The following is a 16,028-nucleotide window of genomic DNA, read 5'->3' on the forward strand; positions in this document are numbered from 1 at the left end:
TGACCCGACCGCGGCCTCCCGACCGCGCCGGACAGCCGACCCGGCTGTTCGGGCGGCTGCCCTGTCATTCCGCTCCGCGCTGGCCTTCGAACTGCCGCCACACACGCTTGCGGCTTGACGGCGCTGCCAAGTTCGGTCACTTGTCGACTAGTATACAAGTGGTGAGCCCATGCTTGAAGTTCTCGTTCGCGCGCCGCAATCGCTGGAAGTCCGGCAGGGCGCCATGCCAGAGCCCAGCACCGGCGAAGTGGTCGTTCACGTCAGCCGTGCCGGCATCTGCGGCTCCGACATTCACATCCTGCATGGCTCCAATCCGTTCGCCGTCTATCCGCGCATCATCGGCCATGAATTCGCGGGCACGGTCACCGCGCTCGGACGCGATGTGACCGGCGTTGCCGTGGGAGATCGCGTGGTGGTCGATCCCGTGGTGTCGTGCGGCCACTGCTATCCCTGCCGGGTCGGCCGCTCCAATGTCTGCGCCAACCTCGAAGTGATGGGCGTTCACCGCGATGGCGGTTTTCGCGCCTTCGTGGCGGTGCCGGCGGCAAACGCCATACCGGTGCCGGCGAACATGCCGTTTGGACTTGCGGCACTGGCCGAGCCGTTTTCCATCGCCGCCAATGTGCTCGATCGTACCGGTTGCGGGCCCGAAGACACGGTGCTGATCTATGGCGCCGGCACGGTTGGCGTCACCGTGCTGCAGGTCGCCAAGCTCAAGGGTGCCCGCTGCATCGTGGCCGATATCGATGAAGCCCGCCTCGAGCGGGCGCTGCGCTTCGGTGCCGACAGGGTGATCCACTCTATCCGCGAGCCCGTGCCGGCCGCGGTGCGCGGCGAAAATGACGGTCTTGGCCCGACGCTGGTCATCGACGGTGCCGGCATTCCGGCACTTCTGGACGAGGCTTGCCGCCTCGCCAGTCCGGCCGGCCGCATCGGCCTGCTCGGCTTTTCGGATGCCCCGTCCAACCTCAGCCAGCAGGAAGTGGTGCGCAAGGAACTGACCATCGTCGGCTCGCGCCTGAACCGCCGGCTTTTGCCGCGTGTCGTCGAATGGCTGGCCGACACGCGGCTCGACCCGCAAGGCATGATCACGCAGGTCTTCGCGGCGGCGGAAGCGCGCGCCGCCTTCGACCTGATCGAGAAGGAACCTCAGCGAACGCTGAAGGTTCAACTGGACTTTTCTTAAGGCCCAGGTTCGACCAGCGCGACGGCGCGCAGCGGCGATCCGGTGCCGCCTTCGATCGCCAGCGGCAAGCTGATCAGGAAGCACAGCGGCGGCAATTCACCAAGCCGGGCGAAATTCTGGCCGATCAGGATGCCGGCTGAAAGCAGCGTATTGTGCGCCGGGAAATCCTCGCTGCCGAAACAATCGATCGACAGGCAGTCCGAACCGACAATGCGCACGCCGCGCTCGACCAGCAATTCGCTCGCTTGCCGCGACAGGCCGGGCCAGTCGGCCAGAAACGCTGCCGGATCGTCCCAGAACCGGTCCCAGCCGAAATGGAAGAACACGGCGTCACCCTGCCGTATGCGGCCATGTTCGGCCTCGAAGGCGAAAACGTGCTGCGGCTCGACCGCTTGCCGGGGCTGGCAGCCACGCGCATCGATCGTCACCATGCGGCCGAAGAAGCGTTCGACGGGAATGTCCGAGATGGCGGCGCCGCCGCGGACGAAATGGACCGGCGCGTCGAAATGCGTGCCGGTGTGCTCGCTCATGGCAAGCGCGTGATTGCAGGCGACGTCGCCGCGGTCGTAGGATTCCACCATCTCCTGGCAGTAGTGCGGATGCGTCGGCCACACCGGCATGCCTTGCTTCATGGGATGCGTCAGGTCGACGAAGGAAACCGCCTTTGTTTCGAACAGGCCGGCGAGTGTGTCGGTGGCGGATGTCATCTGACGCGCGGCCTCGGCACCAGAGCGACGATCAGGATGATCAGCGCGCCAGTCAGAAGGAAGCGCACGCCGGCTTGGATACCAAAGGTGCTGAGCATGGTGGACATCAGGTTGAAGAACAATGCGGCCCCCCATATGCCGATGGCGTTGGCCTGTCCACCGGCGACGCTGGTGCCGCCAAGCACGACCACGGCGATCGATTCCATCAGATAGGCGTCGCCCATGTTGAGTGCCGCACCGCCGCTGAAGCCGGCAAGCAGGAAGCCGGCGAGCGCGGCGGCCGTGCCGCACAGCATATAGGCCATCAGCCGCACCCGGGCGACGTCGATGCCGGCAAGCCGCGCCGCCGGTTCGCTCTGGCCGGTGGCCAGCAATTGCCGGCCCCAGACCGTGCGCTTGAGGGCGAGCATCGCAACCAGCGTCAGCGCCATCACGACGATAGGCATGATTTGCGCGCCGCCCAGGCTGAGCGAGGTGAATCGGGAAAGGCCCGCCGGCGGCTTGAGCGTCGCCTGGCCGCCGAGATTGAAGGCAAGCGACTGGAAGACGAAGCTCCAGGCGAGCGTGGCGATGATCGGCGGCAGCCGCAATGCGACGATGGCAAGGAAGTTCGCGGCCCCCGCGACGGCGCCGACAGCAAGTGCTGCAGCGAGGCCGGGCAACAGCATGCCGTCTGACCCTTGCATGACCGTCATCGACACATAGGCGGCCAGCGTCAGCACGGACGGCACGGACAGGTCGATATTGCCCGGCCCGGAGGCGACGACGAACATCTGCCCGGTTCCCACCACGACGCTGAAGGCACCGAAGGCGAGCGCGCCCGAGAGCGTGGCGCCGGCGCTGCCGATACCGGAATAGGCCGTCGTCGCCACCCACATGGCGAGCGCCACGATGAAGCCGTAGGTCCACGGCGCGAGGCTCAACCTCCGGGTCATCGCGCCCGCTCCGACAAAAGCACGCGCCCGGCCAGCACGAGAAACAGGATGACGCCCTGGGCGCCGATCTGCCATGTCGGCGGCACCTGCAGGAAGGACAGCAACGAGCCCGCGAGCGACAGCGTCAGCGCACCGATCACTGTGCCGACCGGCGAGACGACGCCGCCGGTAAAGGCGCCGCCGCCGAGGATCACCGCGCCGACGCCGAGCAGCGTATAGGCCGGCGCGACATTGGCGTCGCCCGATGTGGTGAGGCCGGTCAGCGTCAGCCCGGCCAGGCAGGCGAGCAGGCCGGCGGCGGCATAGACCGCGACGCGGATGCCGATAACGGACCAGCCGGCGCGCTCCACGGCGCGCGGATTGCCACCGGCGCCGCGCAACACCACGCCGTAGGAGGAGCGCGAGATGACGAGATGGCCGGCGAGCGCCGCCAGTGCCGCCAGCCAGATCGACAGCGGCATCAAAGGCGGCTGCCAGCTCATGAAGGAAGCAAGCCATGCCGGCGCCGAGCCCCCCGGTGCGGGCAGCAAGATGACGGCGATGCCGAGCCAGATGAAGGACATGCCGAGCGTCACGATGATCGACGGCAGTTGCCGTGAATGGATAAGCAGGCCGAAGCCGGCATAGGCGGCGATCAGGACCAGGTAGCACAGCGCAGCGAGCGCCGGCGCATCCCTGAGATAAAGCGCGGTGACGCAGGTGATCAACCCGACAAAGGCGCCGTTAGACAGGTCGATATCGCCCAGCATGATCACCATCATCTGCGCCAGTGCGGCAAAGACCAGCGGCACCGAGAGCTTGAACAACAGGTGGAAGCCGAAATAGCTCATCGCCGCCGGGCGAATGCTGAAGATGATGGCCAGCATGACCAGCAGCGCGATAGCCGGCAGGCCGACCTGCAAGGCATTGAGCAAGGCCGGGCGCGCATTGGAAGGGGAACGGGGGGCACGGACGGCCGCGTCAGACATGCCCGCCTCCGAACGACGCCTGCAGGATATTGCCGGTCTCGATGGCGTCGCCTTCCAGCCTGGTCGCGGCGCGACCCTCGCGGAAGACATAGATGCGCTCGCAATTGGTCAGCTCTTCGAGCTCGGTCGTGTACCAGACGAAGGAGCGCCCGTTCTCGGCCTCGGCGCGGATCAGCCGGTAGACCTCCTGCTTGGTGCCGACATCGACGCCGCGCATCGGATCGTCGAGGAAGATCACCTCAGCGTCTGACGCCAGCGCGCGGGCGAACAGCACCTTTTGCTGGTTGCCGCCCGACAGCGACAGGATCGGCGTGTCGATCGAAGGCGCCTTGACCTTGAGCCGGTCCGACCAGGTCTCGGCCAGCTTGCGGGCGGCGGCGCTCGAAATCATGCCGCCCCGCGTCAGCGCATTCAGGCTGCGGATGGTCAGATTGTCGGCGATCGACCACAGCGAGAACACGCCTTCCGAGCCACGGTCGCCGGCGACATAGGCGCCCGGCAAGGCCTCGCGCTGCCGGCGCGCGGCATAAAACATCGCGCGCAGCCGCTCGCGCTGGCCGTGGCCGTCGAGCCCGGCGAAGCCGATGATCTCGCCCTTGCCGACTTCGATGGTCAGATCGGTGGTGTCGCGGCCGGCATGCCGGATCACCGGAGCTTGCACCGAGGCCACCTTGCCGGCGGAGCGGTCGCGCGGCCGTTCGATGCTACCCATCAGCTCGACAAGTGCGGCGCGTGACAGGCCAGCGGTCGGCCGCTCGGCGACGACCTTGCCGTCGACCATGACGACGGTGCGGTCGCAGACGGCGAGGATCTCGTTCAGGCGATGGGTGATCAGGATGCAGGCGATGCCGCGCCCTGCCGCGCGGCGGATATGAGCGAGCAATTGTTCCGTCGCCTCGTGGCCGAGCGCCGAGGTCGGCTCGTCGAGAATGACGGCGCGCAATTTGATGCCGGTCTGCGTGAAAGCGCGGGCGATCTCGACCATCTGTCGCCCGCCGATCGGCAGGTCGGCGACTTTCCTGTCGAGATCGATGCCGTGGCCAGGGAAGATCTCGTCCAGCACCGGGCCGATCACCTGGCGCGCGCGCCGGCGCCAGCCCAACCCGCGCAAAGGCCTATGCACGATGCGGGTATTTTCCGCCGACGTCAGGTTGGCGCAGAGCGACAGTTCCTGGAAGATGCAGCGCAGTCCGGCCTGCTGGGCGCTGGCCGCACTCCATACGCCGATCTCACACCCCCCGAGGCGAAAGCTGCCGCTGCTGCGCTCGACCGTGCCGGCAAGCACGTTCATCAGCGTCGACTTGCCAGCGCCATTGTGGCCGACGAGGCCGACGACCTCGCCGGGTTTCAGATGAAAGTCCACGCCGCCCAGGGCATGCACGGCATCATAGTGCTTGCGGACATCGCGTACCTCGATGAGGAGGCTGTCGGCATCGCCTGTCTCTGCTACGTCCTTCTTGGGCGGCGTGGGATCGTTCATCATTCAGCCATGCTGCTCATTTCGGCGCGGGAACGCCCGGCAGAGGCTCCTTCTTTACGTTGGCGTCGATGATCTTGGCCACCAGTTCCTGCGGATATTCGGCATTGACGACGCCGCCTTCGGGAACCGTCTTCAGCCAGGCGTCGAGGTCGGGCTGGTTGATCTGCAAGAGCGGCACCTCGACGAATTTCGGCACCTGCTTGCCCGCCAGGATCTGCTGCGCAACCCAGAACGCGACCTGCGAGACGCTTGGCGTCGCGCCCAGCGAGAAGGTCTGGTAGCCGCTGGCGTCATGCTCCTGCTTCCACAGTGCCAATTCGTCCTGGCGATTGCCCATGATGATGATCGGCAGCTGCCTGTTGGCGGCCTTGAATGCCTGCGCCGCGCCATAGCCATCGCCGCCCTGAGTCAGCACGGCATCGACCTGAGGCAGCGATGGCAGGATGCCCGACACTTCCTTTTGCGCCACGGTCGCCGTCCACTGGCCATAGACCTCGCCGACAGCCTTATAGCTGGCGTGCGCCTTCATCGCCTTCTCGACGCCTTCATGCAGGCGCTTGTCGAAACCATCGCCAGCCATGCCGCGGATTTCGAGGATGTTGGCCGGCTTGTCGCCGAGCTTGCTGGAGATGAAGTCCAGTTCGGCCTTGGCATAGGAATCGAGGTTGTAGTCGACGACATAGGCGCAAGGTTCGGTGACGCCGCTGGCGAAGGCGACGACAGTGATGCCGGCATTGCAGGCATCCTTGATGGCGCCGTTGAGTGCGGTGTCGGAGCCGGCAAGCACGATGATCGCGTCATAGCCCTGGAGGATCAAGTTCTCGATCTGGCTCGCCTGCTCGGTCACCGAATTGTTCGAGCTGACGACGGCGGTGGCGGCGACCTGCTTGTCGGCCACGGCCTTGGCGCCCATCTCCTCAAAACTCTTGATCATCACCTGGCGGAAGGAATTGCCGGCGTAGGAATTGCTGAAGGCGATCTTCTTGGCCGACGTGTCGCCCTTGGCGACGCCGTCATCGGCCCGCGCGCCTGTCGTGGCAAGGGTCGTGCAGGAAAGCAGCGCCGCGATAAGGAAGGCTCTGCCAGCTGTTCTGGTTCTGCTCATTTCGTTCTCCTCCTGTTGAAATTCATAGCGTCCTCCCGCCGACCATTTCGAACGAAAAATTTCACCCCAGCCCGAGATCGGGCACGGTGGCGTCTCGATGGTCGGCGAAATTCGTGTTGGGCAGCAGCGGATACCAGCCCGGACGGCCGGGATCGCGGTCGTAGGCATAGCCGCCCAGCGAGCGGTAGAGCTCGGCATAGGTTGCAAGCTTGTCGCGGTCGAGTTCGACACCGAGGCCCGGCGCCTCCGGCACCGCGATCGCACCGTTCTCGTAACGCATCTTGCCGCCGACGATGATGTCGTCGGCAAGATGGTGGTAGTGCGCATCGGCAGTGAAGACGAGGTTGGGCAGCACAGCGCCAAGATGCAGCATGGTGGCGAGCTGGATGCCGAGCTCACCAGAGGAATGCACCGCAATGCCGAGGCCGAACGTGTCGCAGATCTGCGCGGCGCGCACGCAGGCGCGGATGCCGCCCCAGAAGGTGGTATCGAGCAGGATAACGTCGACGGCAGGGTCGCGCACATTGGTGGCGAGCTGTTCGAAATCGATGACGATGGTGTTGGTGGCCAGCGGGATGGAAAGCTTCTCGCGCAAGCGGCGCATGCCGGCCAGGCCCCAGGTCGGGTCCTCGAAATAGTCGTTCCTGAGGTCCGAGATGGCCTGGCCGAAACGCAGCGCCTCTTCGACCGACAGTGCCGCGTTCGGATCGTAGCGCAGCGTGTCGGCAGGGAATTCCGCGGCGAGCGCCCTGAAACACTCCAACTCATAGTCGGGATGAAACACACCGGCCTTGAGCTTGTGGGCGCCAAATCCGTGCTCGGCCTTGAGCGCGCGGGCATGGTCGAGCAATTGCTCGATGGTGCGGACCTCGCCCTTGCCATTGCGGCGGTCGGCATAACGGAAGAACAGATAGGAGGCGAAGCCGATCCGGTCGCGCACGCGCCCGCCAAGCAATTGGTAAACCGGCACGCCGAGCTTCTTGCCGATGATGTCGAGGCAAGCGAATTCCAGCGCTGCGTGGAGCTGCGTGCGGTTGTTGTAGAGCGATGCCGTCGGATTGCAGATGGCGTAGCGCATGCGGTTGAGATCGAAAGGGTCGTGGCCGACGAGGTAGGGCTTCAATCCGGCGAAGGCCAGTTCGGCGCCCGCGCCGCCGCCGCCCATTTCGCCGAGGCCGAGAATGCCTTCGTCAGTCTCGACCTCGACCACGGTGCGGACAAAGCGCCCCCAATGCGTGCCGTTGCTGTGCCGCAATGCTGCTTCCAGCGGAACGGTGACGGTGGTCGCCTTGATGTCCGTGATCTTCATGCCGGCTCCTCTCCCCTGGCCGAATGGCGTCATACACACTACCATGGTAGTATGTCAATGATGCCTCGATCTTGCTTGGCGCTTGAGTTGCGGCCTGCGCGGTGTCATGACCTGAGCAGTGCAGTGCCATTCACAGCAACGGATTCGTCATGGGAACCAAGCTTTCGGGGGCGACCAGGTTTTCAGGCAATGCTGCCAGGCTGAAGAACGCCGGTCAGCGCGAACCCTCGCGGGTGCTGGAGCCGGTCAACAACCGCATGCCGATCTCGCCGCAGATCTACGAGCGCCTGCGCCGCGCCATCACGACGCTGGCGATGTTGCCGTCGGAAGCGCTCAGCGAACAGGATCTCGCCCAGCAGCTCGGTGTCAGCCGCACGCCGGTGCGCGAGGCGCTGATCCGGCTTGCCGATGAAGGGCTCATCGACATCCTGCCGCAGCGCGGCAGTTTCGTCGCGCCGATCCGGCTGAGTGACGTCGAGGAAGCACAGTTCATTCGCGAGGCGCTTGAAGTCTCCGTCGTGCAGAGACTGGCCGGCCACGGCTCGAGCGCGTTCATCGCGGCAGGCAGGGTGAACCTTGCCCAGCAGGCCAAGGCAGTGGCCGAGGGCGACCGCGAGCTGTTCCTCGAGCTAGACGAGGGCTTCCATCGCAGCCTGTGCGAAGAGGCCGGCCTGCCCAAGAGCTGGCGGGTGATCCAGGTGGTCAAGCTGCAGATGGACCGTGTGCGCTATCTGAGCCTGCCCGAGCCCGGGCACCTCGAAACGCTGCTCGCCCAGCATGTGGCGATCTTCGAAGCCGTGGAAACCGGCGAGGCAAAACAGGCAGGCGCGCGCATGGCGGCGCATCTGCGCGAAGTGCTGCGGACGGTGCAACGGCTGAACGTCGCCCGACCGGATCTGTTTGGCCAGTGATCCGTTGACCGCCGCTCAAATCGTCATTGGGTGAGGAGCCGCCCAGATCGGCACGCGTCCGCATGGGCGCCGCCGCACTGACGCCTCTCACACGAGCCACTCATTGTGCTGATCAACCAACTTCAAGAGCTCGCTCCAATCCTTCGCGTCAGCCGCCGAAGCGCGGTTCCGCGACGCCCTTGATGCCAAGGCCGGTGATGGCGAACAGGCTGCCGCGCAAGACGCCGTCGCCGGGAAAACGCGGCAGCGGCGGCTTGGCCATCGAGGTGACGTACAGGGTGTCGAGCTTCGGCCCGCCGAACATGACGCTGGTGATCTTCTTGACCGGCATGTCGATGATGCGGTCGATGCTGCCGTCCGGCGCGTAGCGCACGAGCCTTCCGTCATAGACCAGCGCATTCCACAGATAGCCCTCGGCATCGACGGTCGAGCCGTCAGCCGCACCGCCCCGGCTGGTGTCGACGCGCACGAAGGTGCGCCGGTTGGTGGCGGCACCGGTGGCGATGTCGTAATCATAGGCCCAGATCTCGCCGGTCCAGGTGTCGGCGAAATAGAAGGTGCGGTCGTCAGGGCTCCAGCATGGACCGTTGGAGCAGATGATGCCGGAATCGATCCTGGTGACGGAGAAATCCGGATCGAGCCTGTAGAGGCCGCCGGACGGCCCCTCTTCCATCGTATCCATGGAGCCGGCGAAGAAGCGGCCGCGCCGGTCGACCTTGCCGTCGTTGAGCCGGTTCATCGGCCGGTCCGGCTCCGGGTCGTGGATCAGCGTCACATCGCCGGTGACGAAATCGAGCAGATGGAAGCCGCGCTGCAGCGACACTACAGCGCCGCTGCCGTCCTTGCGCAGCGCCATCGAGCCGATCTTCATCGGCACGTCCCATGACCGGATCTCGCGCCCGTCGGCGGTCGCGCGAAACACGCGCCCGTCGAAACTGTCGATCCAGTACAGGCGTTCCTGTTCGACGTCCCACAGCGGTCCTTCGCCCAGCGTGGTCTTCACGTCCACAACGACTTCGATCTTCATGCCGTCCTCCTCGGTATTGGCGTCACGCAGCGATTGGTCGGGCCGCGTCAGAAAGCGACCTTGTCGCCGCCCTTCAATGACAGTATCTCGCGCGCCTCGTCGGGCGTCGCCACCTCCATGCCGAGCCCCTCGATGATCTTGCGGGCCAGCAAGACCTGCTCGGCGTTCGATTTGGCAAGCTTGCCCTTGCCCGCCCACAGGCTGTCCTCCAGCCCGACGCGGATGTTGCCGCCAAGTGCCGCCGACTGCGCGGCGATGCGCAGCTGGCTGGCGCCGGCGCCCAGCACCGACCAGCGGAACTGGTCGCCGAACAGCCGGTCGGCGGTGCGCTTCATATGGGCGACGTCTTCTGGATGCGTGCCGATGCCGCCGAGCAGCCCGAACACCGACTGCACGAAGAAAGGCGGCTTCACCAGCCCGCGGTCGGCGAAGTGGGAAAGATTGTAGAGATGAGCGATGTCGTAGCACTCGAACTCGAAGCGCGTGCCATTGTCGTAGCAGGTCGCCAGAATGTACTCGATGTCCTTGAAGGAGTTGCGGAAGACGAGGTCGCGCGTCGCTTCCAGATGGGGCTTTTCCCAGTCGAACTTGAAGGCCTCGTATTTGTCGGCCAGGTGATAGAGCCCGAAATTGATCGAACCCATATTGAGCGAGGCGACTTCCGGCTTGAACTGGGCGGCCGGGCGCACACGCTCCTCGACCTTCATGTAAGGGCTGCCGCCGGTGGTGATGTTGATGGCGGCGTTGGTGCCTTGCTTGACGCGTGGCAGGAAGCGGGCGAAGGCCTCCGGCGTCTGGTCGGGTTTGCCGGTTTCCGGGTCGCGGGCGTGCAGATGCAGGATCGCGGCGCCGGCTTCCGCAGCGGCGATCGCCTCCGAGGCGATCTGGTCCGGCGTGATCGGCAGATAGGGCGACATGGTCGGCGTGTGGATGGCGCCCGTCACCGCGCAGGTGATGATGATCTTGCCCCTAGTCTTCTGGGCGCCGGGCTTGCGGCTCGTTTCGCTCATTGTCCGTACTCCTGGTCCGATTTTTTCTTGTGCGCCGCCAGCGCCATCAGCCGGCGATCGCGCCACACCTGCCGCTCGCCGAGGTTTTCGCGCGGCAAGCGTTCGCGGCGGTCGGCTTCGACTGTTTTCATCACCTCGCCCGCCCAGTCGACCCGGCGCAGCATCTGCGGGAAAATGTTCGAATAGATCGACTGATAGCGCTCGACATAGTCACGCACGCCGCCGGGCGCATTGAGGTCGATGGTCTCGAACGGACCCATGAACGACCAGCGCAGCGCCAGTCCGTCGCGGATGCCGATATCGACATCCTCGACGCTGGCGTAGCCGTCGGCGACAAGCCGGAAAGCCTCCTCCAGCAATGCGCCTTGCAGGCGGTTCATGATGAAGCCGTCAAGCTCGCGCTTCATCACCAACGGTGCGTGACCGGCGTCGATGAGGAAGGCGCGGGTCCTTTCCAGCGTGTCAGCAGATGTCCAAGGCGCCGGCACGACCTCAGCCGCCGGAATGAGATAGGGCGGATTGATCGGATGCACGACCAGACAGCGGTGCCGTCCTTGCAGATGGTCGGTGAATTTGGACGGCAGCAGCGCCGAGGTGGAACTGGCGATGACTGTCTGCGGGTCGGCAAGACTGTCGATCAGGGAGAACACCTCCCGCTTCACCTCAAGGTTTTCGGGCGTGTTCTCCTGGATATGGACCGCACCAGCCAGCGCCTCCGCCAGCTCGGCGACAATGGCGATCCGGCCGAGCACGGTGTCGACGGACTGACCGCGCAACAGGTCGTTCTGAGCGAGGTCGCCAAGCACACCCGCAATGTAGTCGCGGGCGCCGCCTGTGGCAGTGGGCGACTGGTCCCACATCCGCACATCATGGCCGGCGCGGGCAAAGCTGATCGCCCAGGCCCGCCCGATGAACCCGCTTCCGACGATCGCGACATTGGCCATGGATTGTTCCTCAAAGTGTTTCGACGTTGCCGTCGACGCCGAGCGACTGGCCGGAAATGTTGATGCCCGCATCGGAGAGCAGGAAGGCGACCATCGCGGCGACATCATAGGGGCTGGTCATGCGGCGCAGCGAGATGTTCTGCAGATAGCGATCCGTCATTTCTTCGTGGCTGATGCCGACCTGCTTGGCGCGCGCCGAGATGACACCTTCGATGCGCGGTCCCTCGATGATGCCGGGCAGGATGGCGTTGACCCTGATGCCATGCGGCCCGAGCTCCTTGGCGAGACTCTGCGTGAAACCGATGACGCCGAACTTGGCCGCCGAATAGGGCGTGCGGAAGGCGTAGCCATGGCGGCCGGCGGCCGACGACATCGAGACGATCGAGCCGCCGCCTGCTGCCTTGATCAGCGGCACGGCACGCCGGGCGCACAGGAACTGGCCGGTCAGGCAGATGTCGATGCAGCGCCGCCAGTCGGCCGGATCGATCTCGTCGACACCGCCGGTCGGCCCGGCAATGCCGGCATTGTTGATCAGCGCATCGAGCCCGCCGAGTTCTTTCTCGACCGCCTCGAACAGCCGGTCGACGTCATCGTCGCGCGAAACATCCGCCTTCACAGCGGCGACCAAATCGATCTTGCCGGGAGCAGCGGCCAGCGCCTCGTCGGAAACGTCGCAGACGACGATGCGGGCGCCGAGCCGCGACAGCGTGTCGGCTATGGCAAAACCGATGCCGCCAGCGCCTGCCGTCACCAGCACGCGCTGGCCTTTCAGCCCAGTCAGAAATTCGTCCGCCGAAACCGGCGCCCTTGTGCTCATGGTCCTGTCCTTCTCATTGCAGCCGCCGTTCACGCAGCGCCATGACGGCGCCCAGAACGACCAGCCCGTAAAGAATTGCCCTCATGGCGTAGGGAAGCGTGGTGCCGGCCAGCAGCATCTGCAATGCCGTCAGCAACAACACGCCGCCGAGCATGCCGAGATAGTGGCCACGGCCGCCGGTGATCAGGGCACCGCCGACGACCACCACGGCGATCGACGGCAAGAGATAGTCGTCGCCCATGCCGAGGCTCGCCTGTCCCGAAAAGCCGGTCAGCATGATGCCGACAACTGCAGCGCAGACGGCCGAGAGCATGTAGACCAGGATCAGCGTGCGCTCGACGCCGATGCCCGACAGTCGCGCGGCGCGCAGCCCGTTGCCGATACCGTAGACCCGGCGCCCGAACGGCGTGCGCCCCAGCAGCAGCACCGCCGCCGCGACAAAGACGACCATCAGCAGCACGATCGGTGTCAGCAGGCCGGCGAGCCTGGCCGTCATGACCCAGCGCAGCATCGGTGAGGAAAACCCGGCGGGTGTTCCCTGCGAGTAGAGCAGCGCGCAGCCTTGCAGGATGCCGTTGGTGGCGAGTGTCATGACGATCGGCGAGATGCCGAGATAGACGATGCCGAAACCATTGGCGAAGCCGATGGCGCAGGCCATCACCAGCACGACTGGTAAGGCGTAGAAAAGGGCAGCATCGGAGCCGTTGACCATGCCGGCCAGGATGATGCCGGAGATGCCGATCGTCCACGGCACGGAGAGATCGAGGCCGCCCGTCAGAATGACGGTTCCCTGCCCTAGCGCCAGGACGGCGAGGAAGGACGACAGCACCAGCAGCGAATTCCAGTAGCCCGGATTGAGGATGGCGCGGCCGAGCCAGATCTGCGTGACGACCACGATGACCAGCAAGCAGACATAGGCCGGCAGCGCGTAGCGCAGCGCCTCCGCGTTGCGCAGATGGAAAGCTGGGCGCGGCGATGCCGGACTGCGTTGGCCAGGCGATGGTTCGGTGATCTTGAGACGCCGGTCCACGCGCTCGAGCTGCGCGGGCAATATGCCGGCGCGCCAGGCGGCAAGCCGGGCGCGCGCGGCGCGCAGTTGCACGGCAAGCACCGATGCGTGGGAAATGGAGCCGGCAAGCGCCGCCAGCACCAGAATGGTGCCCTCGGCGATGGTCGCATAATAGGCCGACACATTGAGCACCAGCAGGATGTTCACCACGATCATCAGGATAAAGGCGCCGAAGACAGAGCCCACCGGGCCGCCCTGCCCGCCGCCGAGACGCGTGCCACCGACGACGACCGCCGCGAACATCGACAAAAGCAGCGGATTGCCGACCAGCGGATCGCCGCTGCCGGTCTGGGCGCTGATGAACACGCCGGCAAGGCCATAGCAGCCGCCGGCGATCACATAGACGGCAAAGCGGACCAGCACGACATTGATGCCGACGGCAAGAGCCGACTCCGCATCGCTGCCGACCGCATAAAGTGCCGTGCCGAAGCGGGTTCCCTTCAGCCAGAACCAGGCGAGCAGGACGACGCCGATCACCACCAGCGGCATCGGCAGCCAGCCGGCGATCGCGTCGCCGAGATAGAAGGTACCGAGATCGGGCGACACGAAGCCACCAGGCTTGTCCATCACCAGCAGCGTCACGCCTTGCAGGATGAACATGGTGGACAGCGTCACCACGATGGGCTGCATGCGCAGCACCGCGATGAAGAAGCCGTTGAAGGCGCCCACGGCCATGCCGACGCCGATGCCGACGGCAGTCCACAAAATGATGCTGGCGCCTGGCGCCATCGGGTCCATGCTCGATGCCAGCACGGCATTGACCAGCGATATCACCGCGCCGGCGGACAGGTCGAAGCCGCCCGACAGGATCACGATGGTCTGGCCGATCGCCGCGAGCGCGGAGGTCGCGCCGCCGCTCGACAGGAACGACACATCGAAATAGGTCAGTGGCCCGGCGCTGATCCAGTCGACGATGAAAAGCAGGATCGCAAGGACAGCCGCGGCGATCAGTGCGCCGCGATTGCGCATCAGCGCGCGCCGCAGACCGAAGCCACTGGGAACAGGGGATGAGGCTGCTGCGCGGCTCATGCGGCGGCTTCCCCGGCATGACCAAGGGCCGGGCGCATGATGGCAGGCTCGGTGATGGCGTCGCCTTCGAGTTCGGCCGCGATACGCCCGTCGTAGAGAACCAGCACCCGGTCGCATTGGTGGACGAGTTCGGGAATCTCCGTCGAGTGCAGCAGGATCGAACCGCCCGAAGCCACGTAGTTTCGCATCATCACATAAAGCTCGTGCTTGGTGCCGACATCGATGCCTCGGGTGGGATCGAACAACAGCAGGATGCGGCTCTGCGCCACCAGCCATTTGGCGATGGCGATCTTCTGCTGATTGCCGCCGGAAAACGCACCGGCCCGCGTCCACAGCGCGCGGCGGTCGACCTCGACAGTAGCGAATGCCGCCTCGACGGAGCGGGTTTCGGCTTGCGCGTCGACAAGGCCGAGGCGGGTGAAGCGCGATATCACGGGAAGCGTGGCGTTCTGGCTGCCCGACAGTTTCAGGAACAGCCCTTCGGATTTGCGATCCTCCGGCACCAGGCCGATCGCCATGTTGGGCAGCAAGGCATCGGCGGGCGAACCGAGCCAAACCTTGCGGCCATCGACGAGGATGTGGCCGCGGATGATTTCGGCCATGCCGAAGCAGGCCAGGAACAGATCCTGCTGGCCCATGCCCTGCAATCCGGCAACGCCGAGGATCTCGCCTTTGCGAAGGTCGAAGCCGGCGCCGTCGAGCTTGCGCCCGACCTTGAGGTCGCGCACGCCTAGAACCGGCGGCCCGAAGGCCTGGGCGCCGTCTGGCTTGGGCGGGAAGGTCTGCTCGATGCTGCGGCCGATGATCTTTTCGATGACGTCGCCATCCGAGACGTCGGCAACCGGCGCGGTAACGATGTGGCGGCCGTTCCTCAGGATCGTCAGCGTGTCGCAGAAGGCGCGGACCTCGCGCATGCGGTGGGTGATGAAGACGATGGTGGTGCCTGCTGCCTTCAGCCTGGCGATGATGTCGCCCAGCCAGTCGACGTCGCGGCCGGCGAGCGTCGATGTCGGCTCGTCGAGCAGCAGGATGCGCGGCTTGCGATAGACGGCCCGCGCGATCTCGATCTTCTGGCGCACCGAAAGCTCGAGCTCGCTCACCTCGGCGTCGAGATCGACGGAAAAACCGAGATCGTCGATGTGGCGGCGGACAGCCTTGCGGGCGGCACTGCGCCGGATCAGGCCGGAGACGCCCACGGGGGCATAAGGCAGCAGCATGTTGTCGAGCACGGAGAGATCGCGCACCAGGGTCATCTCCTGGAACGCCGTCTGCACGCCCAGCGCGTGTGCGGCGCGCGGTGCGCCGTAGGCGATCTCCTTGCCGAAGACACGGACATGCCCCTCGCTCGGCCGGACCAGCCCGGACAGCAGCTTCACCAGCGTCGACTTGCCGGCTCCGTTTTCACCCAGCAGTGCATGGACGCTGCCAGGCGCGATCGCGAACGACACGCCGTCCAGTGCGACGGTCGGGCCGAACGCCTTGCTGATGCCGTCGATCTCGATGGCGGGAAGCGCGGTATGTTCTGTCATGT

At 65.5% G+C, this 16,028-nt stretch carries 14 protein-coding genes; 2 read left to right on the forward strand and 12 right to left on the reverse strand.

Annotated features, from left to right (window positions below; genetic code table 11):
• Positions 1-169: 169 nt before the first annotated feature.
• Positions 170-1,186 (forward strand): Zn-dependent oxidoreductase, encoded by a 1,017-nt coding sequence (locus HB777_20815; GenBank protein QND66110.1) that lies wholly within the window; start codon positions 170-172, stop codon positions 1,184-1,186.
• Here HB777_20815 and HB777_20820 read toward each other — a convergent pair.
• From HB777_20820 to HB777_20845, 6 genes are all read right to left on the reverse strand, one after another.
• Positions 1,183-1,893 carry a cyclase family protein gene (locus HB777_20820; GenBank protein ID QND66111.1) on the reverse strand — a complete coding sequence of 237 codons (711 nt, stop codon included), beginning with the start codon at positions 1,891-1,893 and terminating at the stop codon, positions 1,183-1,185. The genes HB777_20815 and HB777_20820 overlap by 4 nt on opposite strands.
• On the reverse strand, positions 1,890-2,828 hold the full coding sequence (locus HB777_20825) for an ABC transporter permease (protein QND66112.1): 939 nt from the start codon (positions 2,826-2,828) through the stop codon (positions 1,890-1,892). Before HB777_20825 ends, HB777_20820 begins: the two co-directional genes overlap by 4 nt.
• Entirely contained in the window at positions 2,825-3,796 is a 972-nt protein-coding gene (locus HB777_20830) for an ABC transporter permease (protein QND66113.1), read from the reverse strand. Before HB777_20830 ends, HB777_20825 begins: the two co-directional genes overlap by 4 nt.
• Positions 3,789-5,276 carry a sugar ABC transporter ATP-binding protein gene (locus HB777_20835; protein ID QND68847.1) on the reverse strand — a complete coding sequence of 496 codons (1,488 nt, stop codon included), beginning with the start codon at positions 5,274-5,276 and terminating at the stop codon, positions 3,789-3,791. Before HB777_20835 ends, HB777_20830 begins: the two co-directional genes overlap by 8 nt.
• Before the next feature lie 16 nt (positions 5,277-5,292).
• Complete coding sequence (locus HB777_20840) at positions 5,293-6,381, reverse strand: ABC transporter substrate-binding protein (protein ID QND66114.1); 1,089 nt, start codon at positions 6,379-6,381, stop codon at positions 5,293-5,295.
• A 61-nt stretch (positions 6,382-6,442) separates the two neighbouring features.
• The gene (locus HB777_20845) at positions 6,443-7,690 is read right to left on the reverse strand and encodes a mandelate racemase (GenBank protein ID QND66115.1); all 1,248 of its coding nucleotides are present in this window, start codon (positions 7,688-7,690) and stop codon (positions 6,443-6,445) included.
• Between the two features lie 149 nt (positions 7,691-7,839).
• On the opposite strand from HB777_20845, the gene HB777_20850 reads away from it, so the two are divergent.
• Positions 7,840-8,601, forward strand: coding sequence for a GntR family transcriptional regulator (locus tag HB777_20850; GenBank protein ID QND66116.1), 762 nt, complete (start codon positions 7,840-7,842; stop codon positions 8,599-8,601).
• Positions 8,602-8,749: 148 nt separating this feature from the next.
• Here the strand turns inward: HB777_20850 and HB777_20855 are convergent, their stop codons facing one another.
• Genes HB777_20855 through HB777_20880 form a run of 6 tightly spaced genes read right to left on the reverse strand, consistent with a single transcriptional unit; the run spans position 8,750 to position 16,026 of the window.
• Complete coding sequence (locus HB777_20855) at positions 8,750-9,628, reverse strand: SMP-30/gluconolactonase/LRE family protein (protein QND66117.1); 879 nt, start codon at positions 9,626-9,628, stop codon at positions 8,750-8,752.
• Positions 9,629-9,675: 47 nt separating this feature from the next.
• Positions 9,676-10,638, reverse strand: coding sequence for a 3-keto-5-aminohexanoate cleavage protein (locus HB777_20860; GenBank protein QND66118.1), 963 nt, complete (start codon positions 10,636-10,638; stop codon positions 9,676-9,678).
• Complete coding sequence (locus tag HB777_20865) at positions 10,635-11,582, reverse strand: 3-hydroxyacyl-CoA dehydrogenase (protein QND66119.1); 948 nt, start codon at positions 11,580-11,582, stop codon at positions 10,635-10,637. The genes HB777_20860 and HB777_20865 overlap by 4 nt, the downstream gene beginning before the upstream one ends.
• A 10-nt stretch (positions 11,583-11,592) precedes the next feature.
• Positions 11,593-12,399, reverse strand: coding sequence for an SDR family oxidoreductase (locus HB777_20870; protein ID QND66120.1), 807 nt, complete (start codon positions 12,397-12,399; stop codon positions 11,593-11,595).
• A 13-nt stretch (positions 12,400-12,412) separates the two neighbouring features.
• Positions 12,413-14,497 carry an ABC transporter permease gene (locus HB777_20875; GenBank protein QND66121.1) on the reverse strand — a complete coding sequence of 695 codons (2,085 nt, stop codon included), beginning with the start codon at positions 14,495-14,497 and terminating at the stop codon, positions 12,413-12,415.
• A complete protein-coding gene (locus tag HB777_20880; protein ID QND66122.1) occupies positions 14,494-16,026 on the reverse strand; it encodes a sugar ABC transporter ATP-binding protein in 1,533 nt (510 codons plus the stop codon). Before HB777_20880 ends, HB777_20875 begins: the two co-directional genes overlap by 4 nt.
• Positions 16,027-16,028 lie beyond the last annotated feature (2 nt).

The organism is Mesorhizobium loti (genome assembly GCA_014189435.1).
GTDB lineage: Bacteria > Pseudomonadota > Alphaproteobacteria > Rhizobiales > Rhizobiaceae > Mesorhizobium > Mesorhizobium loti_G.

What these genes read in the sequence shown, in the direction of transcription:
- HB777_20815 (QND66110.1), top strand. Translation starts at nt 170, where the DNA reads ATGCTTGAAGTTCTCGTTCGCGCGCCGCAATCGCTGGAAGTCCGGCAG.
- HB777_20820 (QND66111.1), bottom strand. Translation starts at nt 1,893, where the DNA reads ATGACATCCGCCACCGACACACTCGCCGGCCTGTTCGAAACAAAGGCG.
- HB777_20825 (QND66112.1), bottom strand. Translation starts at nt 2,828, where the DNA reads ATGACCCGGAGGTTGAGCCTCGCGCCGTGGACCTACGGCTTCATCGTG.
- HB777_20830 (QND66113.1), bottom strand. Translation starts at nt 3,796, where the DNA reads ATGTCTGACGCGGCCGTCCGTGCCCCCCGTTCCCCTTCCAATGCGCGC.
- HB777_20835 (QND68847.1), bottom strand. Translation starts at nt 5,276, where the DNA reads ATGAACGATCCCACGCCGCCCAAGAAGGACGTAGCAGAGACAGGCGAT.
- HB777_20840 (QND66114.1), bottom strand. Translation starts at nt 6,381, where the DNA reads ATGAGCAGAACCAGAACAGCTGGCAGAGCCTTCCTTATCGCGGCGCTG.
- HB777_20845 (QND66115.1), bottom strand. Translation starts at nt 7,690, where the DNA reads ATGAAGATCACGGACATCAAGGCGACCACCGTCACCGTTCCGCTGGAA.
- HB777_20850 (QND66116.1), top strand. Translation starts at nt 7,840, where the DNA reads ATGGGAACCAAGCTTTCGGGGGCGACCAGGTTTTCAGGCAATGCTGCC.
- HB777_20855 (QND66117.1), bottom strand. Translation starts at nt 9,628, where the DNA reads ATGAAGATCGAAGTCGTTGTGGACGTGAAGACCACGCTGGGCGAAGGA.
- HB777_20860 (QND66118.1), bottom strand. Translation starts at nt 10,638, where the DNA reads ATGAGCGAAACGAGCCGCAAGCCCGGCGCCCAGAAGACTAGGGGCAAG.
- HB777_20865 (QND66119.1), bottom strand. Translation starts at nt 11,582, where the DNA reads ATGGCCAATGTCGCGATCGTCGGAAGCGGGTTCATCGGGCGGGCCTGG.
- HB777_20870 (QND66120.1), bottom strand. Translation starts at nt 12,399, where the DNA reads ATGAGCACAAGGGCGCCGGTTTCGGCGGACGAATTTCTGACTGGGCTG.
- HB777_20875 (QND66121.1), bottom strand. Translation starts at nt 14,497, where the DNA reads ATGAGCCGCGCAGCAGCCTCATCCCCTGTTCCCAGTGGCTTCGGTCTG.
- HB777_20880 (QND66122.1), bottom strand. Translation starts at nt 16,026, where the DNA reads ATGACAGAACATACCGCGCTTCCCGCCATCGAGATCGACGGCATCAGC.